The sequence below is a fragment of the Aestuariibaculum lutulentum genome (assembly GCF_032926325.1).
GTDB classification, from domain to species: domain Bacteria; phylum Bacteroidota; class Bacteroidia; order Flavobacteriales; family Flavobacteriaceae; genus Aestuariibaculum; species Aestuariibaculum lutulentum.
The window spans coordinates 3,170,082-3,192,829 of record NZ_CP136709.1; the positions used below are offsets into that span (position 1 = coordinate 3,170,082).

The 22,748-nt window shown below is 34.1% G+C and carries 22 protein-coding genes; 14 read left to right on the forward strand and 8 right to left on the reverse strand.

The features are described from left to right. Positions 1-400: 400 nt before the first annotated feature. Together R1X58_RS13500 and R1X58_RS13505 are read right to left on the reverse strand one after the other, a co-directional pair. Positions 401-1,117, reverse strand: coding sequence for a hypothetical protein (locus R1X58_RS13500; RefSeq protein ID WP_240574116.1), 717 nt, complete (start codon positions 1,115-1,117; stop codon positions 401-403). A 141-nt stretch (positions 1,118-1,258) separates the two neighbouring features. Then, on the reverse strand, positions 1,259-1,870 hold the full coding sequence (locus R1X58_RS13505; RefSeq protein ID WP_240574113.1) for an acyl carrier protein phosphodiesterase: 612 nt from the start codon (positions 1,868-1,870) through the stop codon (positions 1,259-1,261). A gap of 83 nt (positions 1,871-1,953) precedes the next feature. Between R1X58_RS13505 and glmM the strand changes: the two genes are divergently transcribed. Further along, positions 1,954-3,348 (forward strand): phosphoglucosamine mutase, encoded by a 1,395-nt coding sequence (gene glmM, locus R1X58_RS13510; RefSeq protein ID WP_240574109.1) that lies wholly within the window; start codon positions 1,954-1,956, stop codon positions 3,346-3,348. Positions 3,349-3,361: 13 nt separating this feature from the next. Continuing rightward, a complete protein-coding gene (locus R1X58_RS13515) occupies positions 3,362-3,877 on the forward strand; it encodes a DUF3124 domain-containing protein (protein WP_240574106.1) in 516 nt (171 codons plus the stop codon). Between the two features lie 51 nt (positions 3,878-3,928). Here R1X58_RS13515 and R1X58_RS13520 read toward each other — a convergent pair whose 3' ends face one another. Further along, positions 3,929-4,810 (reverse strand): lysophospholipid acyltransferase family protein, encoded by an 882-nt coding sequence (locus R1X58_RS13520; protein ID WP_240574104.1) that lies wholly within the window; start codon positions 4,808-4,810, stop codon positions 3,929-3,931. Positions 4,811-4,872: 62 nt separating this feature from the next. On the opposite strand from R1X58_RS13520, the gene R1X58_RS13525 reads away from it, so the two are divergent. Both R1X58_RS13525 and lon read left to right on the forward strand, forming a co-directional pair. Then, a complete protein-coding gene (locus R1X58_RS13525) occupies positions 4,873-5,520 on the forward strand; it encodes a rhomboid family intramembrane serine protease (protein ID WP_240574101.1) in 648 nt (215 codons plus the stop codon). 233 nt (positions 5,521-5,753) lie between these two features. Beyond that, entirely contained in the window at positions 5,754-8,204 is a 2,451-nt protein-coding gene (gene lon, locus R1X58_RS13530) for an endopeptidase La (RefSeq protein WP_240574084.1), read from the forward strand. A 39-nt stretch (positions 8,205-8,243) separates the two neighbouring features. Here the strand turns inward: lon and R1X58_RS13535 are convergent, their stop codons facing one another. After that, positions 8,244-9,413, reverse strand: coding sequence for a retropepsin-like aspartic protease (locus tag R1X58_RS13535; RefSeq protein ID WP_240574081.1), 1,170 nt, complete (start codon positions 9,411-9,413; stop codon positions 8,244-8,246). Positions 9,414-9,594: 181 nt separating this feature from the next. On the opposite strand from R1X58_RS13535, the gene porQ reads away from it, so the two are divergent. After that, positions 9,595-10,614: a type IX secretion system protein PorQ gene (gene porQ, locus R1X58_RS13540; protein ID WP_240574079.1), complete on the forward strand. Its 1,020-nt coding sequence runs from the start codon at positions 9,595-9,597 to the stop codon at positions 10,612-10,614. Position 10,615: 1 nt separating this feature from the next. Then, positions 10,616-11,308, forward strand: coding sequence for a (d)CMP kinase (gene cmk, locus R1X58_RS13545; RefSeq protein ID WP_240574076.1), 693 nt, complete (start codon positions 10,616-10,618; stop codon positions 11,306-11,308). A 65-nt stretch (positions 11,309-11,373) separates the two neighbouring features. Here cmk and R1X58_RS13550 read toward each other — a convergent pair whose 3' ends face one another. Then, positions 11,374-11,754 carry a LysM peptidoglycan-binding domain-containing protein gene (locus tag R1X58_RS13550; protein ID WP_240574073.1) on the reverse strand — a complete coding sequence of 127 codons (381 nt, stop codon included), beginning with the start codon at positions 11,752-11,754 and terminating at the stop codon, positions 11,374-11,376. A 294-nt stretch (positions 11,755-12,048) separates the two neighbouring features. On the opposite strand from R1X58_RS13550, the gene rpsA reads away from it, so the two are divergent. The 6 genes from rpsA to R1X58_RS13580 all read left to right on the forward strand — a co-directional run bounded on the left by rpsA (position 12,049) and on the right by R1X58_RS13580 (position 17,331). Next, positions 12,049-13,881 (forward strand): 30S ribosomal protein S1, encoded by a 1,833-nt coding sequence (gene rpsA / locus R1X58_RS13555; protein WP_240574070.1) that lies wholly within the window; start codon positions 12,049-12,051, stop codon positions 13,879-13,881. A 203-nt stretch (positions 13,882-14,084) separates the two neighbouring features. Then, positions 14,085-14,624, forward strand: a complete 540-nt coding sequence (gene pyrR / locus R1X58_RS13560) for a bifunctional pyr operon transcriptional regulator/uracil phosphoribosyltransferase PyrR (RefSeq protein ID WP_240574065.1) — start codon at positions 14,085-14,087, stop codon at positions 14,622-14,624. A 60-nt stretch (positions 14,625-14,684) separates the two neighbouring features. Further along, positions 14,685-15,614: an aspartate carbamoyltransferase catalytic subunit gene (locus R1X58_RS13565; RefSeq protein ID WP_240574062.1), complete on the forward strand. Its 930-nt coding sequence runs from the start codon at positions 14,685-14,687 to the stop codon at positions 15,612-15,614. A 3-nt stretch (positions 15,615-15,617) separates the two neighbouring features. Continuing rightward, entirely contained in the window at positions 15,618-15,950 is a 333-nt protein-coding gene (locus tag R1X58_RS13570; RefSeq protein WP_240574048.1) for a ribonuclease Z, read from the forward strand. A gap of 1 nt (position 15,951) precedes the next feature. Continuing rightward, entirely contained in the window at positions 15,952-16,419 is a 468-nt protein-coding gene (locus tag R1X58_RS13575; RefSeq protein WP_240574046.1) for a DUF3291 domain-containing protein, read from the forward strand. 3 nt (positions 16,420-16,422) lie between these two features. Then, positions 16,423-17,331: a ribonuclease Z gene (locus tag R1X58_RS13580; RefSeq protein WP_240574043.1), complete on the forward strand. Its 909-nt coding sequence runs from the start codon at positions 16,423-16,425 to the stop codon at positions 17,329-17,331. Here R1X58_RS13580 and R1X58_RS13585 read toward each other — a convergent pair. Further along, positions 17,324-17,734: a hypothetical protein gene (locus tag R1X58_RS13585; protein ID WP_240574040.1), complete on the reverse strand. Its 411-nt coding sequence runs from the start codon at positions 17,732-17,734 to the stop codon at positions 17,324-17,326. The genes R1X58_RS13580 and R1X58_RS13585 overlap by 8 nt on opposite strands. Positions 17,735-17,822: 88 nt before the next feature. Here R1X58_RS13585 and pdxH point away from each other — a divergent pair, with 88 nt between their 5' ends. Beyond that, positions 17,823-18,470, forward strand: a complete 648-nt coding sequence (pdxH, locus tag R1X58_RS13590; RefSeq protein WP_240574037.1) for a pyridoxamine 5'-phosphate oxidase — start codon at positions 17,823-17,825, stop codon at positions 18,468-18,470. Positions 18,471-18,636: 166 nt separating this feature from the next. Beyond that, positions 18,637-19,131 (forward strand): CAP domain-containing protein, encoded by a 495-nt coding sequence (locus R1X58_RS13595; protein ID WP_240574035.1) that lies wholly within the window; start codon positions 18,637-18,639, stop codon positions 19,129-19,131. 758 nt (positions 19,132-19,889) lie between these two features. Here R1X58_RS13595 and R1X58_RS13600 read toward each other — a convergent pair. Together R1X58_RS13600 and R1X58_RS13605 are read right to left on the reverse strand one after the other, a co-directional pair. After that, complete coding sequence (locus R1X58_RS13600) at positions 19,890-21,806, reverse strand: OmpA family protein (RefSeq protein ID WP_240574028.1); 1,917 nt, start codon at positions 21,804-21,806, stop codon at positions 19,890-19,892. An 11-nt stretch (positions 21,807-21,817) separates the two neighbouring features. Continuing rightward, positions 21,818-22,744 carry a PorP/SprF family type IX secretion system membrane protein gene (locus R1X58_RS13605; RefSeq protein WP_240574026.1) on the reverse strand — a complete coding sequence of 309 codons (927 nt, stop codon included), beginning with the start codon at positions 22,742-22,744 and terminating at the stop codon, positions 21,818-21,820. Positions 22,745-22,748: the final 4 nt, after the last annotated feature.

Here is a 22,748-nt window from a genome sequence, read left to right on the forward strand (position 1 = left end):
ACGCAGCTTTTGGTGGTGTATTTTAATTAGTTGGTAAAGTATTATTATGTCTGAAATGAATCAGATCAAAATTTTGAATAACTACTGTTTTTAAATTTCGCAGGTAGTTACCGATTGGTAATTAGTTTAATTGTGGTTCTAAAATAATAGAGTTTAAGATATTATGCAAATGGGGTTTCTGATTATAAGTGTAAAATTACCATGTTTGAGAGTTGTCGTTTTTGTTTTTTTTGAGGGGTGTATGTGTGTTGTTGAAGTTAATTTAATGTTAAGAGTGTGTTTTTGCGGGGGTATGCGATGTTTATTTTATGTTTGAGATTAGTTACCCTTGTTTTTTTTAGGGTATAAAAAAAGTTAACGAATGTTAATTATTTAACAAATTTTTAAGAAATGTAATGAATTAAAAGCTGGTTTTAATGTCATCAATTTCTAAACCTAAGAAAAGAAGCTTATGAAAAGTTGGGAGCTGAGCATTTGTTGATGTTGTTGTCCAATCGCTCCATGTGGCTTCTAAGCCGTCTATAGGTAAAATGGAAGTCCACATTTTAAAACTTGAGGGTTTTCCTGTTTCATCAAAAAGCCATAAATAAGAATCTCCAGGAGTTGAGCCTCCTGCAGTATAGGTTATTAATAACCCTTTTTTATTATTGGGTAAATCTACAATTCTGCGCTCGGTGCCTGTATCGAAAACTTTATAAGGTGCTACTAACCAGAAGGAGTCGTTGTTGAAATATTTTACAGCTTTTTCGATCAGTTCGATGGCTAATTCGCCATGCACATCAAAGCTGTGAACAAAGGCTTTATGATTGTTTGGGTTGTTTAAATCAAGATCGACACTATATTCTTTCCAGTAAACTTTACAGGTATTGTTGGTTTTGTTCCATTCGTAGTGATGTCTTTTCTTAAATGTCCATTCAATTAGTTTTGTGTTTTTGTAGGCTTCATAGTTTAGAGATGTTAGCATGTTTTGTGCCAGGGCATCTGCTTCTTTTCCTTGGGTACCATGTGGAAGATTTTCGTTGTATTTAAAATAAAGAAAACTAAAAAACAGTAGACTGGGGAGAGTGAAAAATACCAGCACTCCGAAAAATATTTTTAAACCGCGTTTTAGTTTCATAGGCAGATTGTCTGATGAATGTTATAAAAATGAAAAGTCGAATGCATTCTAAAATATTAATTACTAATGACTTGATGAAATAAATTAGATTAAAAACGATAGGTGTAACAAGTTTTCGATAAAGTGTTGTTTATTATTTGTTTACGAAGCATTTTTATTAATAATATAAGTGTGCTCTTTTAGTTTTTGTTTAGAGAACAGCATAAGTTCATCGAAAAATTCCAAAAACTCATTTTCAAATTCATCATAAAACTCTTCAAGTTCATTAACGGCCTCATTCATACTTGAGCGATGTTTGGTGCGTCGGTTCATACCATCTAAAACCCTTGAAATGCCATCTATTGAAGCGTAGCTTAGCAACCAGTTGTCGGTCATCATATATGGCATCATGTTTTGGATACGAAGTGGAAGCAGGTCGTAATGATTCTTTAAAGTGTCATAAAAATTCTCGGCATAAACTTTAAGGGAGCTGTGGTGATATTGTTGCCAGTTTTTTGCTAAAAAATGATCGTAAAGAATATCGACAATAATACCCGAGTAATGACCGTATTTTTCATGTAAACGCTTAGTGCTTTGTCTGACTACCTGATGTGCATCTGTAAAGGTGTCGATGTTTCTGTGAAGTAGAATACCAATTTGAATATCGGTATCGTAGTTTTTGTAGGCTTTTCCTTTGATGCCATCGGCAATAAAATTACCAATAGTAACTAATTCGTTTTCTCCGGAAAGGTAAATATGGGCTAAATAATTCATTTGTGAAATTTACGAATTAGGTTTTAAGAATTACAACTTTGTAATTGTATATTTGTTTCAAACTAAATATAATTAAAAAATTAATGACATTAATAAAATCGATTTCGGGAATTAGAGGAACCATAGGGGGGCAAGTAGGAGAGAATTTAACACCTATTGATGCGGTTAAATTTGCAGCGGCATATGGTACATGGATTAAGCAGCAGCGCGATAAGAAAGATTATAAGGTAGTTGTTGGGAGAGATGCACGTATTTCGGGTAAAATGATTCAGGATTTAGTGATGAATACTTTAGTGGGTATGGGTATTCATGTGGTGGATATAGGATTATCTACAACACCAACTGTTGAAGTAGCTGTGCCTATGGAACATGCCGATGGCGGAATTATATTAACAGCAAGCCATAACCCAAAGCAGTGGAATGCTTTAAAGTTATTAAATGCAAAAGGTGAATTTTTAGATGGGGTTGAAGGTGCTAAAATATTAGATTTCGCTGAAAGTGGGACTATAGATTTTGCGGATGTTGATAGTCTTGGGAAAATAACTAAAAACAAAGCCTACATCGATTTACATATCATTGAGGTTTTAGATTTGCCTTTAGTTACGGTAAGTCCAATTGAAGAAGCGCGTTTTAAAGTTGTAGTGGACGGAGTGAATTCTACAGGTGGCTGGGCAATACCTTTATTGCTTGAACGTTTGGGGGTGGAAGTTGTTAAATTGTATTGTGAGCCTAACGGACATTTTCCGCATAATCCTGAGCCATTAAAAGAGCATTTGTCTGAGTTGTCAAAACGTGTGGTTGAAGAACGTGCCGATTTTGGTATTGTTGTAGATCCGGATGTAGATCGTTTGGCTTTTGTGGATGAAAATGGAGAGATGTTTGGGGAAGAATATACACTTGTGGCCTGCGCCGATTATGTGTTAAGTAAAACACCTGGTAATACGGTGAGCAATATGAGTTCTACACGTGCATTGCGCGATGTTACTGAAAAGTATGGCGGAACTTATGAAGCCAGTGCGGTAGGGGAAGTAAACGTGGTGAAACTCATGAAGCAAAATAAAGTGGTTATTGGAGGTGAAGGTAACGGAGGAATTATTTATCCAGATGCACATTACGGTCGTGATGCTTTGGTTGGCGTGGCTTTATTTTTAAGCTTGTTAGCTGAAAAGGATATGAAAGTAAGCGAACTTAGAAAAACGTATCCAGATTATTATATGAGTAAAAAGAAAATTGAGTTAACACCAGGTTTAGATGTTGATGCTATTTTGAAATCCATTGAGGAACGTTATCAGAACGAGCAATTGTCAACTATTGATGGTGTGAAAATTGATTTTGCCGAAAGCTGGGTGCATTTAAGAAAAAGCAATACAGAGCCAATTGTTAGAATTTATACCGAAGCAAAATCTCAAATTTTAGCAGATGAATTGGCAGATAAATTTATTGAAGAGATTGGAGAGATAGCAGGAATTAACGTTTAAAACTTTGGAAGTCATGGCTACAAAAATTTTATCTACTATTTTAATTGCAGTACTTTTTTTGCAGTCATGCGATAAAGATAAAGAATACAGTTCTATTGATGAAGTCAACTGGAAAAGCAGAACGGTTCATTCGGTGTTACCTGATTCTTTAATTAAAGGGAAAACGTATTTATCGGTGTATTCTCAAATTTATAGTGAAACAGAACATCGTATTCACAGTTTAACGGCTACTGTAAGTATTAGAAATATTAATGAAAAGGACACGGTTTATATTGATAAAGCTACCTATTTTGATACACATGGAAATGCCATTCGAACCTATTTCGATAAGACAATTTATGTTGCGCCTATGGAAGCTGTAGAGATTGTTATTGATGAACGTGACGAGGAAGGAGGAACCGGAGCTAATTTTTTATTCAATTGGCGAATTAAAGGGTCTTCAAATTCTCCATTTTTTGAAAGTGTCATGATTTCAACTTCAGGACAACAAGGTATTTCTTTCACAACTCAAGGAAAAGAACTGAAATAGATAAAAGTATTTGTAATAAAAAAGGCAACATTTTTAATGTTGCCTTTTTTATTATTCTGGTTTTCTGTCTTTGTATTTCCAACGTTTATGTGTCCAGAAATAATATTCAGGAGCGTCCTGAATTTGTTTTTCAACTTCGCGTAAAAACATGTCGGTTAATTCATAATCCTTATATTCAGTACTGTTTTCTGCTAATGTTTTTATTTCAGCTTCATAATGTCCGCGTTTTACCTTTGTGACTTTTAAAAAGGCTGTGGTTAAGTCTAATTTTTTAGCTAAACGTTCGGCGCCAGTAAAGCAAGGAACTTCAATTCCCATAAAATGACCCCAGTAAACTTCCTTCGTTAGGCGAGGAGATTGATCACTCAGAAAAGCCATAATGCTTTTAATATTCTGGCTCTCGTTTTCATTTATGGTGCTAATGGTTTCTTTTGTACTGATAAGAGTGGTGTTATACTTAGAGCGCATGCGTCTTACCAAACCGTCAAAATATTTATTTGATAATTTTTTATAAACAGCTAGCCCATTAAAATTTATATAATTTTGTAATGCTAATGACCATTCCCAGCTGGCATAATGACCAAACATTATAATAATACTTTTGTTTAAACTTTCAAGTCGTTTAAACTCCTCCGGGTTTTTTATTTTGAAACGTTTGTTTAATTCCTTTTCAGATATAGTTAGTGTTTTAGTCATTTCTAAAAACATATCACATAAATGCTTGTAGAATTTTTTTGTAATGAATAAAACTTCTTCATCCGTCTTTTCAGGAAAAACAAGTTTAATGTTGCTCTTTACGACTTTTTTTCGGTACCCTACAATATAGTACATGAGTATATATAAGCCATCTGAAACAAGATAAAGCAAAGGAAATGGTAGTATGGATATAAACCATAAAAGTGGATAAACCAGAATATATGCTAGAAATTGCATGAATAAATTTTAGATTTGTAAGGGCAAATATATGCTAATTTGAAAATAAACTTTTAAGCTTTATGGGTAATTTAAATTTAATAACCATTGTAATAATTGCTGCAAATGTGCTGATATCTTATAAAGGGTTTAGTGATTATGGTTTTTTTGATAGGTATAAATTTCAGGTTGGCAGTGTGCAACGTGGGGAGAAAGTACGTTTGTTTAGTTCGGCGTTTTTACATGTAGACACTCAACATTTACTGTTTAATATGTTAACCTTGTACTTCTTTGCTAATACTGTTTTGAGTTTGGGAGTAGTTAGCTTTTTATTTATTTATATAGGGAGTTTGTTGTTTGGTAATGTCTTGTCGTTATACTTTCATAAGAATGAATATCATTATAGTGCCGTGGGGGCTAGTGGAGCTGTAACAGGCGTATTGTATTCAGCCATTTTATTAAGACCTGATATGACTTTGATGTTTTTTTTGATTCCCATTCCCATTCCAGCTTATATTTTTGGTATCGGTTATTTGTTATATTCTATCTATGGTATGAAAAACAGAATAGGTAATATTGGTCACGATGCGCATTTTGGTGGGGCAGTAGGAGGGTATATTATTACATTGGTATTAGCACCCTCGTTGTTTCAGGAAAATCTATTAATGATTGTGTTGCTAGCTATTCCAATTATTCTACTCTATATTCTTAGGAAATCAGGGAAAATGTAAATTATATTTAAAGCCTGTTCAATATTTTGAATAGGCTTTTTTATAAGATAGCCTTGCTTTTTTTGGTTTTGGCTCGTCTTATAATGTTTTATGGCATAAGAATTGACTTTATATAGGAAAGATGTATAATTTTAATTGTTTAAACGACTGAATGTTAAATAATTGATGTTATAGGTTAATTATTAAAACTGAAAGACTAGTCTGTTCACTGACAGATTGGCTTAAATATACATATGAAGAAATCTAATTTTTTAACCCTTGACAGTTTGTCATTACAGGATTTTGATGAAAATGCAGAATTAATTCCTTTAATGACACCTGAAGATGAAGAAGAAATAAACAACGAAGAGTTGCCCGAGACATTACCTATTCTTTCATTAAGAAATACGGTTCTGTTTCCTGGGGTAGTTATACCTATTACAGCTGGTCGTGATAAGTCTATTAAACTAATTAACGATGCAAACAAAGGCTCTAAAATTATAGGAGTTGTCGCTCAAAAAGACGAGTCGGTAGAAAACCCATCAGCTAAAGAAATTCATGAGGTTGGTACCGTTGCTAAAATTTTACGTGTTTTAAAAATGCCTGATGGTAATGTAACGGTTATCATTCAAGGTAAAAAGCGTTTTAAAGTAGCAGAGGTTATTACAGAAGAGCCTTATATGAATGCTACGGTAAGAGATTTACCGGAAGCAAAGCCAGCAGTGAAGAATAAGGAGTTTTCAGCAATTATTGATTCTATTAAGGAATTAGCTTTAAACATTATTAAGGAGAGTCCGAATATTCCAAGTGAGGCATCTTTTGCTATTAAAAACATTGAAAGTAATTCGTTTTTAATCAATTTCGTGTCATCAAATATGAATTTAACGGTAGCTGAAAAGCAATCGTTATTAGAAGTTGATGACCTTAAGAAACGTGCATTGGCGACTTTGAAATTCATGAATATTGAGTTTCAAAAACTGGAACTTAAAAACGATATTCAGTCCAGAGTACAAATGGACATGAGTCAGCAGCAACGTGAATATTTCCTGCATCAGCAAATGAAAACCATTCAGGAAGAATTGGGTGGTGTGAACCATGAGGAAGAGATTGAGGAAATGCGTGAGCGTGCGCTTACCAAAGAATGGGATGAGAAAGTAGCGAATCATTTTGATAAAGAGTTATCGAAAATGCAACGCATGAATCCTCAGGTAGCAGAGTATTCTATTCAGCGCAACTATTTAGAGCTGTTTTTAGATTTACCATGGAATGAATACAGCCAGGATAAATTCGATTTAAAACGCGCTAAAAAGATTTTAGATCGTGAGCATTTCGGATTAGAAGATGTAAAACGCCGTATTATTGAATATTTAGCGGTGTTAAAATTGCGTAACGATATGAAGTCGCCAATTTTATGTCTTTACGGACCTCCGGGTGTTGGTAAAACATCGTTAGGAAAATCTATTGCTGAAGCGTTAGGCAGAGAGTATGTGCGTATTTCGTTAGGTGGCTTGCGTGATGAAGCTGAGATTCGAGGTCATAGAAAAACCTATATTGGTGCTATGCCAGGGCGTATTATTCAGAGTTTGAAAAAGGCAGGAACATCGAATCCTGTATTTGTTCTTGATGAAATCGATAAGTTAACCAATTCGCATAACGGCGATCCATCTTCAGCAATGCTTGAAGTTTTAGATCCTGAGCAAAACAGTGAATTCTATGATAACTTCCTTGAAATGGGTTACGATCTTTCTAAAGTCATGTTTATAGCAACATCTAATAGCTTAGGAAGTATTCAGCCGGCTTTGCGTGACCGTATGGAGATCATTAACGTTACTGGATATACTATCGAGGAAAAGGTAGAGATAGCAAAACGTCACTTATTACCTAAGCAGTTAAAAGAGCACGGACTTAACGATTCTCATTTAAAGATAGGAAAACCGCAACTGGAGAAAATTGTAGAAGGTTATACCAGGGAATCTGGTGTTCGTGGCCTAGAAAAGCAAATAGCTAAAATGGTACGTCATGCAGCTAAGAATATCGCTATGGAAGAAGAGTACAATATCAAAGTGACGAACGAAGATATTATAGAAGTGCTTGGTAGACCAAAATTAGAGCGCGATAAGTACGAGAATAACAATGTAGCTGGTGTGGTTACAGGTTTAGCCTGGACGAGTGTTGGCGGTGATATTTTATTTATAGAGTCTATTCTTTCTAAAGGAAAAGGAATGCTTAATATTACCGGAAATCTAGGCAAGGTTATGAAGGAGTCGGCTACCATTGCCATGGAGTATATTAAAGCTAACGCCGATGAATTCGGAATTGATAATGAAGTATTCGATAAATATAATGTACACATTCACGTACCGGAAGGAGCAACGCCTAAAGATGGACCTAGTGCAGGTATTACCATGTTAACGTCGTTAGTGTCTTTATTCACTCAAAAGAAAGTGAAGAAACATTTAGCGATGACAGGAGAGATTACCCTTCGTGGCAAAGTGCTTCCTGTAGGAGGTATTAAAGAGAAAATTTTAGCAGCTAAACGTGCTCATATTAAAGAAATTATTCTTTGTGAAGAAAACAGACGTGATATCGAAGAGATTAAGCAGGATTATTTAAAAGGCTTGACGTTTCATTACGTCACAGATATGAGTGAGGTTATAAAAATAGCTGTCACGAATCAAAAAGTAACAAATGCTAAAAAGCTATAAATAGAAAAGAGGTTGAATGTTCAACCTCTTTTTTTATATCTATTCTTTGTTAACGGTTATTTCAAAGATATCTCCTTTAACAGGTTGTATTTTCATTTTTATTGGGTTTAGGTCATCAGAGATTTTTTCAGAGGTAACAATGTCACATAAATTTACAGGGGTGGTATTTATTTCTAAGAGTTGATCTCCATAATGTAATTTGCTTTTCAAGCTTTCGTTCCAGATATATCCAATAATAACGTTTTCGTCTTTTACAGAAAATGAAAATCCTAATTCTGGGCGGTTAACCTTTATAGTGTTGGTATCAGATTCAAAATAGAATTTTTTGTTTTTGTAATCTATAGTGGTTATCCCTTTTTGTAGCAATTTGGTTCCTATTTTTGAGTTATTGTCGTTAGATGTCTGCGCAGGAACATTTTCAAAAATCACATGGTTTAGTTTTAATATAGGTGTTAAAACTTTATATTGTTCATTAATTGGCTGCGTTCCAAAAAGACCTACTCCAGAAGCACCTGTGCTTTTACCTTTAATTTTAAATATTTCTTTTGTGTTTAACAGTTTAAAGTTTTCTAAAGCGATATTGTAAAATTCGCTCATGCCTGTATCTACTAAAATCCGCTCTCTGGCTTTTTGTTTTCCTTCCAGATTAATCCAGATGTATGGGCTACTTTGATTGTCTATAAATTGAATTTCTAAAGCTTCACTTTTGTTTAATTCCAAGTTTTTAGAATCATCAGTAATAAGTATCTTCTTACTTTTCATATTAATCTGAAGAATCGAATGTCTTAAAAGATTACTGCCAATAAATCCATCTACTTTAAAGCATTTAAAAACTGGGTCGGCATTTAAGTCGTAAATCAGGGTTGGTGTTTTGGTAAATTCTACAGTACCTATTTTTAGTTTATCAAGTAATATTAATTCTAATTGGTTTTGCTTTCCGTTGGCATCTGTTATTGAAATAGTTTTAGTTTTTGAGGTGTTTAAAATTTCTTTCAACTCGTTTGAAATAACATTTGGAGCTCCGGTATCAAGAATAAAGCGATAGGTTTTTCCTTGAATGTCCACAGGTAAAATAATCTTATTTTTAACTATTTCAATGGGGATGGATTCGAAATATTGCTTTGAAGATTTTCCTTTATTTAAATTGGTGTTCTGAGAGTGAATGTTAACAAATAAAAATAGACTCAAGATGCTTAAAATAAATTTCATGTTTTCAATTTTAATTCCATTTAAAGAATAACGATGTGTGATAAAGAGTTTTAAAGTGTTAATTTCTAAAATATTTATACAATTATTAATAATCTGCATTCAATTTAACTCTATTTTTTTATTAAAATAAAAAGCGCATGTTCTCGTTTTAAGATAGATTTGTTTACTTTGCGCCCTATATATGCTAAAGAAAATTATTGTCGCTTTTTCTGTATTTACATCAGGTATCTCCTATGCACAGTTAGGAGGGGAAGCAACGTATCAGTTTTTGAACTTAGTCTCTTCACCACGTCAGGCTGCACTTGGAGGAAAGGTGTTAACCAATGTCGATTACGATGTTACTCAAGGGCTTTTTAATCCGGCAACGATTAATCCGGAAATGGATAATCAGTTAGCATTGAATTACACGAGTTATTTAGGAGGTATTAGTTATGGAACGGCATCTTATGCTTACACCTTAGATAGACGTACACAAACGTTTCACGGTGGGATCACTTATATTAATTATGGGTCTTTTGATGGTTACGATGAAGATGGTAATTCTACAGGAACATTTACAGGAAGCGAAACCGCTTTGTCTTTGGGCTATGCTTTGCAGATAGGCTATTCTGATTTTTATTTTGGTGGAAATTTAAAATTAATAACGTCTAAATTAGAACAGTACAATTCATTTGGAGTAGCGGTAGATTTAGGCTTAATTTATATTGATGAGGTTAATGACTTTCATGCCGCTTTAGCTATTCGAAATTTAGGAACTCAAATCACTACCTACGCTGGGCTTCAGGAAAAATTACCGTTGGAAGTCGATTTTGGAATGTCGCAAACTTTAGAAAATGTGCCTATCCGATGGCATGTAACTTTAGAGAATTTACAGGAATGGCCAATAGCCCGACCCAATCCAGCACGTGTTACGAGTGACTTAAGCGGAAATCAAACCGAAGAGAAAGTAGGTTTTTTAGGTCAGGTGATTCGTCACACTATTATTGGTGCTGAGGTGTTTCCTGAGAGTGGATTTAATATCAGGTTAGGTTATAATTTCAGAAGAGCAGAGGAGTTGCGTTTGGTTGATCAGCGTAATTTTTCTGGGTTATCAGCAGGTTTTTCAGTTAAATTAAACAAACTGCGTTTTAGTTATACGCATGCAAAGTATACCAGTGCAGCGAATTCTAACTTTTTTGGTTTGCAAATAGATTTACAATAACATGAATAATAAAATTACCATTGCCATAGACGGATTTTCTTCAACGGGAAAAAGTACGGTTGCGAAGCAGTTAGCAAAGTATTTAGGCTATGTGTATGTTGATACCGGCGCTATGTATCGTGCTGTGGCCTATTATGCTATGGGTAATGGATTTATAACTAAAGATTATTTTGATAAGAAAGGTTTAATTGATAAACTTTCAGATATCAATATTGCTTTTAAGTTTAATGAAGGTTTAGGTTTTGCTGAGGTGTATTTGAATAGTGTTAATGTTGAAAAAAAGATTAGAACCCTCGAAGTGTCCGAATTTGTTAGTACCGTTGCGGCTGTTTCTGAAGTCAGACATAAACTGGTGGAACAGCAACAGCAAATGGGGAAAGATAAAGGTGTTGTTATGGATGGACGTGATATTGGTACAGTCGTGTTTCCTGATGCCGAATTAAAACTATTTATGACAGCTTCAGCTGAAACCAGAGCACAGCGCCGTTACAAAGAGCTTATTGATAGAGGAGATGCTGTAGTGTATGATGAGGTTTTAAAAAATGTTCAGGAGCGCGATTATATTGATACACATCGGGAAGATTCTCCTTTGGTAAAAGCTGATGATGCTATTGAAGTCGATAATTCTAATATGAGTCTGGAAGAGCAATTTAATGTTATTCTGGATTTAGTAAATAAAGCAATATATAAATAAAAAAGAGCGGTTTAAAACCGCTCTTTTTTATTTGTTAATCTGAACTTATTTCAGATTATAATTTTTTACAAATTCGGTATCACCAATTCCTGATCGGGATAAATTAAATCAGGATTTTTTAGCTTGTCTGTGTTGGCTTCAAAAATAGCCTGATATTTTGAAGCATCTTTATAATAGTGTCTTGCAATTTTACCTAAAGTTTCACCACTTTTTACAATGTGTCTGTGGTAAACACTGGTGTCTTCAACTTTAATATCGGCCATAATATCTTCCGGGCTGTCGCCTCCAATTTCCTTTATTTTATCCCAAAGTAGGTTTTTTTCGTATTGTGTTTTAGTTGTTCCCCAAACTTTTAATTTGTTTTCTGTTTCTTCAACGTTACCATTTGCGACATTAAGAGCTTCTCCTAAATCTAAAACCGGTTGGTATTTTTCTTTTACAGTCATAATTATAAGTGTTTAATATTTTTCTTTCAATATAATGAATAATATACTCTTTGAATTTAATAAAAAGTTAAGCTTTTAAAGCATGTATACTTTAGACCCTTAACTAATAAAGAAAGTCACGATTAAATTTATTTCCTCATTTTTAGGTAATTAGCAGAATAATATGTATTTTTGCGCTCCTTTTAGCGGTTCAGGAAAGGTAAAAGGATTGTAAATCAAATATTTAATAACACTTTTGTGTGGTTGCCGCATAATATTTCCTAAGCATACAAAATACAAATTTTTTATCAGCACATGGCTGAAAACGCAAAACAAGCTGAAGTTGAAGCAACAGAAGCTAAAACTGTAGAAGCTCCAGTAGTATCTGAAGCTAAAGCAAACCCTGAAAAATTCTTAAAAGAGTTTAACTGGCACAACTACCAAGAAGGTATTGACGAAGTAGACGCTCAACAATTACAAGAATTTGAAAAATTAGTAGCTGAGAATTTCGTTGACACTTTAGATGATGAAGTTGTAGAAGGTACTGTAGTACACATCACTGATAGAGATGCTATTATCGATATCAATGCTAAATCTGAAGGTGTAATTTCTTTAAACGAGTTCCGTTACAACCCTAACTTAGCAGTTGGAGATAAAGTAGAAGTATTAATCGACGTTCGTGAAGACGCAACTGGTCAATTAGTATTATCTCACAGAAAAGCTCGTGTAATCAAAGCATGGGATCGTGTAATTAAAGCAAACGAAACTGGAGAAATCGTTAACGGTTTTGTTAAGTGTAGAACTAAAGGTGGTATGATTGTAGACGTATTCGGTATCGAAGCGTTCTTACCAGGTTCTCAAATAGATGTTAAGCCAATTAGAGATTACGATCAATACGTAAACAAAACTATGGAATTCAAAGTTGTTAAAATCAACCACGAATTTAAGAACGTAGTAGTATCTCATAAAGCGCTTATCGAAGCTGATATCGAAGTTCAGAAGAAAGAAATCATCGGTCAGTTAGAAAAAGGTCAAGTATTAGAAGGTGTTGTTAAAAACATTACTTCTTACGGTGTATTCATCGACTTAGGTGGTGTAGATGGTTTAATCCACATTACAGATCTTTCTTGGTCTCGTATCAACCATCCAAATGAGATTGTTGAATTAGACCAAAAACTTAACGTTGTAATCCTTGATTTTGATGAAGATAAATCAAGAATCCAATTAGGATTAAAACAATTAAGCAAACACCCATGGGAAGCTTTAGCTGATACAGTTGCTGTAGGAGATAAAGTAAAAGGTAAAGTTGTTGTAATTGCAGATTACGGTGCATTTATCGAGGTAGCTGATGGTGTTGAAGGATTAATTCACGTATCTGAAATGTCTTGGTCTACACACTTACGTTCAGCTCAAGATTTCGTATCTGTAGGAGACGAAGTTGAAGCAGTTATCTTAACTTTAGATAGAGAAGAGCGTAAAATGTCTTTAGGTATTAAGCAATTAACTTCAGATCCTTGGACTGATATCACTGCTAAATACCCAGTAGGTTCTAAGCACAAAGGTATTGTACGTAACTTCACTAACTTTGGTGTATTCGTAGAATTAGAAGAAGGTATCGACGGATTAATTTATATCTCTGATTTATCTTGGACTAAGAAAATTAAGCACCCAAGTGAATTCTGTGCAGCTGGAGATGAGTTAGAAGTAGTAGTATTAGAGTTAGATGTTGAAGGACGTAAATTATCTTTAGGTCACAAACAAACAACTGAAAACCCTTGGGATAAATACGAAACTGAATTTGCTTTAGAAACTGTTCACGAAGGAACTATCGCTGAAATCGTTGATAAAGGAGCTACAGTAGAATTTAACGAAGATATCGTTGCATTCATCCCTTCACGTCACTTAGAAAAAGAAGACGGAAACAAACTTAAAAAGGGTGAAACTGCTGAATTCAAAATCATTGAATTTAACAAAGAGTTTAAACGTGTAGTTGCATCTCACACTGCTATCTTTAAAGCAGAAGAAATCGCTAACGTAAAAGCTGCAGCTAGAAAAGCTGAAGCTCAAGCAGCAGAAGCAAAACCAACTTTAGGTGATGCTAATGATGCTTTACAAGCTCTTAAAGACAAAATGGACGGTAAAAAATAATTTACCATCCTTTAAATAGGAAACCATTATAAATTTAAAAAGACCTTCAGGAAACTGAAGGTCTTTTTTTATGTGTTTATATCTCAATGAGTAAAAACTGATTAATGTCATTTGAAAGATTTTATTTTTAATAGACATCATTTCTGCATGGTTCACACGTTTTTTTTAGTTAACTTTGCTCTCCAAATACGTTTGGATAGTATATGAGTCAAAAAGTTTTACTTAACGAAAAAGAGGTAAACATCATTCTTCACCGATTGGCTTGTCAACTTATTGAAAAACATAACGACTTCTCAGATACCGTACTTATTGGTTTACAGCCGCGTGGCGTGTATTTAGCCGATAGAATCGCTAAAATTTTACGAGAAGACTATAAGGTTGAAAATATCCAGTTAGGGTATTTAGACATTACGTTTTTTAGAGATGATTTTCGCCGAGGAGAAAAGCCATTAGAGGCGAATAAAACCAAAATCAATTTTTTAGTAGAAAATAAAAACATCGTGTTTATAGACGATGTATTATATACCGGTAGAAGTATTAGAGCGGCTTTAACCGCTATACAATCGTTTGGAAGACCGAACGAAATAGAACTTTTAACGCTAATTGATAGACGTTTTAGCAGGCATTTACCAATTCAGCCTAACTACAGAGGAAGACAGGTAGATGTTATTAATAATGAGAAAGTACGTGTAAACTGGAAAGAGAAGGATAATGAAGATTCAGTTTACCTTATAGAACGATAATTTTACACGTTTAAACTGCTGCAATAGGTAGGTTTAAACATTTAACTTTAAACATAGAAAATGAGCGAATTAAGTGTAAATCACTTATTAGGAATTAAATATCTTCAAGAGAAAGATATTCAACTTATTTTTGAAACCGCCGATCATTTTAAAGAAGTGATTAACAGGCCAATTAAAAAAGTGCCTTCACTTCGAGATATTACCATTGCCAATTTATTTTTTGAAAATTCAACCAGAACCAAGTTGTCTTTCGAATTGGCAGAAAAGCGTCTGTCTGCAGATGTTTTAAATTTTTCATCAGCACAGTCTTCGGTTAAAAAAGGTGAAACGCTTATCGATACCGTAAACAACATTTTATCTATGAAGGTAGATATGGTGGTTATGCGTCACCCGAATCCGGGAGCTGGTGTATTTTTATCAAAGCACGTTAATGCCAGTATTGTAAATGCTGGAGATGGAGCCCACGAGCATCCAACACAAGCGTTGTTAGATTCGTATTCTATTCGTGAGCGTCTGGGGGATGTGGCAGGTAAAAAAGTAGTTATTGTCGGCGATATTTTACACAGTAGGGTAGCGCTTTCAAATATTTTTGCACTACAAATGCAAGGTGCAGAAGTTATGGTTTGCGGACCAAAAACGTTAATTCCGCGCTATATTCATGAGTTAGGTGTAAAAGTAGAAACAGACTTACGTAAAGCTTTAAACTGGTGTGATGTGGCTAATATGCTTCGCGTACAAAACGAGCGTATGGATATTAGTTACTTCCCGTCAACAAGAGAATATACACAACAATTCGGAGTAAATAAGGAACTATTAGATTCTTTAGATAAAGAGATTATTATCATGCACCCGGGGCCAATTAACCGCGGTGTGGAGATAACGAGTGATGTGGCCGATTCTAAACAAGCCATCATTTTAGACCAGGTTCAGAATGGTGTAGCCGTAAGAATGGCTGTTATATATTTATTAGCATCTAAAATAAAACAATAAGCAATGATACTAGATCAAGACGGAAACATATCGATTATTACTCAGGAGAAAGCAACGCTTCCAGAGTTAGTTAAGAAGATTCAGGCTTTATACCCTAAGTTTAAAAATAATAATATTATTGTTGTTTTGTCGTCATTAAAATCGTTGGGCGTTCAGGATATTGTTGAATTTTTAGAACTTTCTAATACCCACCGTGGAGCTAAACAGTCGTTTGTAATTGTTACCGACAAGATTGCTTTAGACGAAACTCCAGATGAAATCGTAGTAGTGCCAACAACTCAAGAGGCGTACGATATTATTGAAATGGAGGAAATGGAACGCGATTTAGGGTTTTAACATGAACACTTACCATCTTGCACAAGTTAATATCGCTAAAGGTTTAGCGCCTCTAAGCGATCCTATTATGCAGGATTTTATAAATAATGTAGACCGTATAAATGCTATTGCAGACGATAGCAAAGGCTTTGTCTGGCGTTTTAAAGACGAAGATAAAGATGAAGCCTTATCTATTTTTAAAGAAGAGGATTTATTGGTTAATATTTCAGTTTGGGAAGATTTAGAATCCCTTTTCAATTACATTTATCATTCCGATCATATTGAGGTTTTCAAAAGAAAAAAAGAGTGGTTTAATAAAGTAGAAATGAAGCATATGGCCTTTTGGTACGTTCCGTTTGGAACTAAACCTACCTTAAAAGATGCTAAAATTCGATTAGATTACTTAAATTCACATGGAGAAACCCCATATGCGTTTACCTTTAAAAGTAAATTTTCGGTAGTCGATTCTATTAATTATAAAACCCAATAATACATGAAGCTCACTATTTTAGGTTGTTACAGTGCTACACCAAGAGCTTTAACCAATACCACTTCACAAGTTTTAGAAATAAATAACCACATGTTTTTAATAGACTGTGGTGAAGGTACTCAGGTGCAGTTGCGAAAGCATAAAATAAAGTTTAACAGGATTAAGCATATTTTTATTTCGCATTTGCATGGTGATCATTTTTTTGGTCTTGTTGGGCTCATTTCGACATTTCGCTTACTTACTCGTGAAACCGATTTACATATTTACGGTCCGAAAGGCATAAAAGAGGTGATTACGCTTCAAATGAAATTATCAGATTCCTGGACCAATTACAAGCTCATTTTTCACGAATTAACATCAACTGAATCTCAACTAATTTTTGAGGATGATTTGGTTGAAGTGCATACCATTCCTTTAAATCATAGGGTATATACCAACGGGTATTTATTCAAAGAAAAGGAAGGAAATCGCAAATTGGATATTAATCTGGTTGAAGAAGCAAATATTGACGTGGCTTACTATCGAAAATTACAGCAAGGATTTGATGTTGTAAATGAAGATGGCGTTTTAATAGCCAATGAAAAAGTGACTAAACCTGCCAAGAAACCCAAAAGCTATGCCTTTTGTAGTGACACCATGTATAAGGAAGATATTGTGCCGATAATTAAAGATGTCGATGTGTTATATCACGAATCGACATTCCTGGAAAAGCACGCAAATCTGGCACCACAAACCAAGCATTCAACTGCAAAAGAAGCTGCTACAATTGCTAAAAAAGCAAATGCAGGGGTTTTGTTGTTAGGACATTATTCAACGCGTTACGATAGCCTAAAACCGTTTAAAGAAGAAGCTCAGGAAGTCTTTAAACACGTCAGGTTATCTCAGGATGGTAAAGTATTCGATTTTAGTTAAACTCCTTTAAATCTAATACCCACTCAATAGCTTCGTTTAAACATTGACAACGTTTTATACTTTCTTTAGAAAAACGTTTTTCCAAGGTCGCGTTTAAATAGGCCATATCATTGTATATTACAATAGCACTGGCTACAATAAAATTTAAAGCAGATAACTTCTGCCAGTTGTGCGGATCTCGGGAATAGGAGTGTATGCGATTGGAAATGTAAGCCAGTTTAGTCTCATTTTCATAATAAGCCTCGATATCGTTCAATAAATCTTTAACCATAGGCCAATCGAAATGAACACCTTCATGCATTTCAGATAAGATGTACTTTTCACCGAAATAAAAGGTTCCATATGGTTTTTCCAATTTAAAGAATTGCTCTCTATCGTAATAGGCGGAATTCTCAAATATCATATTAATTCTTTAGGGAGGCACTAATTTAGAAAGATTATTCTATTAGGAAATGAAAAGAATATTTAATTTTGAATAATTTTAAATTAGCATGGAAAAGGACTTAAGTAGCTATAGGAAATCTTACGAAAAGGGAGAATTATTGTTGGAAAATGCTCCAGAAAATCCAATGGAATTGTTTCAAAAATGGTTTTATGAGGTCGACAATTATTTTGTTGAAGATGAAACAAATGCGATGACGGTTTCAACGATTGGTCTAGATGGATTTCCAAAAAGCAGGGTAGTACTTCTTAAACGTTATACTTACGAAGGATTTATATTTTACACCAATTACAACAGTGAAAAAGGTAAGGCTATTGCCCTGAATCCCAATGTATGTTTATCCTTTTTTTGGCATGGTGCCGAACGTCAGGTTATAATTAAAGGTAAAGCTGAAAAAATTGCTGAAAATTTAAGTGATGGTTATTTTGAGTCCAGACCCCGTGGTAGTCAGTTAGGAGCTATAGCTTCAGACCAAAGCAAAGTTATTGAGAGCAGGGAAGCTCTTGAAAGTAAGCTTCAGGCTTTAGAGCAGGAGTACGAGGGGAAAGAAATACCTCGTCCTGAGCATTGGGGTGGTTATATTGTTAAACCTGTGGAGATTGAATTTTGGCAGGGAAGAGCTAACAGATTACACGATAGAATTCGATATACATTACAAGCAGACTATAATTGGCAGGTTGATCGATTATCTCCATGATTTTAACGCTGAAATACACAATTATTCTAATTTCAAAATAAAATATCCGATGAAATACATTATTTAACGATTAAAAACATTCATTTAATCGATTTTAACATTTCCTTAACACTTACTTCGGGTTAGGCTTCTAAATTTACAGAACCAAATCTAAATTTACTTAACCATGAAGTTATTAACCAAATTGCCATTTTTGGCACTTCTAGCTATTTTAACTTTCTCTTGTACCACTGATAGCCTTGAAGATCAACCCCTAGGAGAAGAGTTTAGTCTTATTATTTTAGAAGACAAATCAATCGAAGTAGAAATTTTAGAACTTATAAACGATCACAGATTATCAGTCGGACTTAGTCCTTTAACAGACATGTCTATTGTAAAATCTGTTGCTTACACACACACCGACTATATGGTAGATAACAATGAAGTATCACATGCTAATTTTTTTAAGAGAAGCGAATACTTAAAGGCCAATGCAGGGGCATCTAAAGTTTCTGAGAATGTAGCTTATGGTTACAGTTCTGCGGAATCGGTAGTTAATGCATGGCTTAAAAGCGAAGGGCACCGCGCTACCATAGAAGGTGATTTTACCAACTTCGACATTTCAGCCGAAGTAAACTCTGAAGGTAAATGGTATTACACCAATATCTTCATAAAAAAATAATTATTTGCTAGTCTCAGTTTGATAGCAATTACAACATAACCTTTTATTTATAATTGGTTATATCTTGATAACTTAATTGTTATTGAATTTAGCTTTAGGTATGAGCCTCCCTTGGTTGGGGAGGCTTTTTTGTATTATAAATCCTAAACTGTAAGTATACTGTTATTTATAACTGCTTAAAAATTTATTTAAAAACCTTGACCTAAAATATTCCTGATAGCATTTTTAAATTCTTCTGTAATTTCATTTTTCATGGTAATATTAAAGTCATTAGTGACTTTTAAAATTATATGGGAAACAGGTTTAATTAAATTATTATAATCGCTAACACTGTTTACATAAGATCTTTTGTCGGAATTGGAATAAACCATGTTTATACAATCCCAAATTTCATTTATTTCTTAGGAGATTTTATAATCAATTAATTCTTTAAAGTTTTGATTTAATAAGTTGTACGCTGCATAATATTCTGAATCATGAAACTTCGAAAATTGTTTATTTGTTAATTCAAGAAACACTACTTTTTCAAACAATTGTGCTTGTTCATTAGTACTTTTTAACATCAACTTAGGTATTAGAAATTCATTTTTGAAAGTAATCTATTAACACTTCTTTCATATAAACGTAACTAAGCGAGTTATTGTTACAACAATTTAAATTAAGATGAGATAGGTAAGGATTAAAAATTAAAAACCCACTTAAGATTCTTCCTAAGTGGGTTTTAAAAAAATTGAATTTAGCTTTATTTTTTGTTTTTGTTATTCCATTTTTATAACAATAAACTGTGTACGTCTGTTTAACTGGTGGGCAGCCTCTTCACAATCTTCACTACCATCACATCCGTTTGTTAATCTACGCTCACCAAATCCTTCATGAGCTGTTATACGTTCGGCAGCAACTCCATGTGATATTAAATATTCATAAGTAGAGTTAGCTCTGTCGATAGATAATTTATCGTTATAAGATAAGGTACCTCTGGAATCGGTGTGCGATTCAATTCTGATTACCATATCAGGATACTGGTTTACCATTAGGTCAACAATTTTATCTAATTCTAAAGCTGCATCAGGTCTGATGTTATGTTTATCGAAGTCGAAGTAAATTGTATTTAACTCGGCTAGAGTCACCACATCTTCAACAGGATTTAGTAATAAGTTAGCTGTAATTGTTGTTAATTCGGTTTTTAAATTTTTAGAGGTAAATGTTCTGTAGTCCTCTATGTATTTCTCATGACTTCCAACAACTTTGTAATCCTGATTTCTGTCTATATTAATAGAGTAATATCCTTTTTCGTCGGTTTCCATATAGGCAATTTCTGCACCTTTTTCATCGTATAATTTGATGGTTGAATTGGCTATTGGATTACCATTAATAGCATCTGAAACCACACCTTCAACTTTTAAAGGCGGTATTCTGTTATAAGCATAAATGTCGTCATCACCTTTTCCTCCAGATCTGTTTGATGCAAAATAACCAGAAGTACCATTAGCACTCATCGTGAAAGAAAAGTCATCGTTACTGGAATTAACAGGTGTACCTAAATTTATAACATCTATAATATTATCATTCTCATCGTTTACCGTTGCAAAAACGTCTAATAATCCTAAACCTACGTGTCCGTCTGAAGAGAAGAACAGAGTACCTTCATTATTAATAAAAGGAAAACCTTCTGCACTATTTGTATTTACTACATTCCCTAAGTTTTTAGGTTCACCTAAAACACCATCGGCAGAGATGTCAACCACATAGATATCTGAACCTCCAAAACCACCAGGTCTGTCTGATGCGAAGTAAAGTTTTGTATCGTCGCTATTTAAAGCAGCATGTTGTGTTGAGAAATTATCGCTGTTAATTGGTAAATCTTCAACATCTGTCCAGATACTATCTCTAAATGTTGCGCGATAAATTTTCATGTTCGTAAGACCTTTAGAGTCTTTGTTTTCTACATTATCTTTAAAGTTATTTCTGGAGAAATACATGTATTTTCCGTCTTTAGTGATAGTCACAGGACCATCGTGGAAAACAGTATTAATATCGCCATTTAACTTTTTGGTGTGATCAACTTCTTCTTTAGAGTCTACGTCGGTAACATAAACATCTAAAAACGGTTGTTCGTTCCAACCATATAAACGTTTAATGGCAACACCAGCATCGCGGGAAGAACAGAAGTAAATTTTACCATCATGCTCATAAGCTCCAAAATCACTATACTCAGAATTGAAATCGAACTTATCTAAGAAATACTGTTGTTTGGCATTAAAGACATTTGTAATGAAATTCGAATCCTTAGAGAAGTCGTTATTATTTACAACACCGCCAGAATCTTTATAACGTTGTAACCATTTTTCCGATGCATCGTAATCTTTAACACCACGTAAAGATTGAGCGTAACTGTAATAATACTCAATAGGAACATTATCTTGTTCAACAACTTTTTTGTAATATTTAGAGGCGTTTTTCGGATCTCTTAACAGGGCATAACAATCGGCCAACTTTCTTGTTGCGTAATCTTTGTTGTAATTTTTAGCAATAAGTTCTTTATAAACTTCAGCCGCTTTTACAAAAGAGAATTTATTGAATAGCGTGTCTGCGTGATTTTGTTTTCCTTGCTGTGCAAACACAGTTACGGTTAACATTAGCGCAGCGAATACTAAAATGTAATTTTTAATCTTCATATCTTAGGGTATTAGAAGTATCTAGGTGATTTTAGTTTAGTACTTAAGAATTTGAATTCGTAAATAAGCAGGATTTCATGTGTTCCTGTTGTATAGTCTGCTATATCAGAAATGGCTTTCTCGTATGCATAACCTATACGTAGTTGTCGTGAAATTTGAAAATCTACAATACCTCCAATCGCAGCAGTTTGCTCGTTAATTCTATACGAACCTCCTAACCAGAATTTTTCATTGAACAAGAAGTTAGCTGTAAGATCGTATGATAAAGGGGCACCGTTTGTTGCTTTTATTAAGTATGCTGGTTTGAATTTTACCTTATCACCAAGATTGAAAACATATCCACCGGTAAAGTAATAACTTAAACGATCTAAAGCTTCATAGCCTTCTTCCGTATTTCTATCGGTGTTTAAGACTCTTGGGGTAGATAAACCTAAATACCATTTGTCCGTACTCCAGTAAACACCTAAACCTATATTTGGCGACCAGCGATTAGAAAATCCTCTAAAGTAGGTGTCTTCAATAACAGTAGGATCGTTTAAAAATTCATCATCCAGACTGTATTGAGTAAATCCTCCTTTAATACCGAAAGCCAGTTTTCCTGTTTTTCCGGTTGGAATGGCATAAGAGAAATCACCGTACAGATACGTGAAATTTTCAGGACCCAAATCGTCTTCTATAAACGACAAACCTAAACCTATTCTGTCATTTCTTAACGGACTATGAATAGATAACGTTTGTGTTATAGGACCACCTTTAAACCCAACCCACTGGCTTCTGTGCAATCCAACAATGCTCAAGGCTTCTCTACTACCGGCATAAGCCGGGTTAACAGATATTGTATTATACATGTACTGTGTGAACTGCGGTAATTGTTGCGCAAGTCCAACCGTACAGCTTAATAATGCAATAGCGATTACGTAATGTTTAAAAAGTTTCATAGGT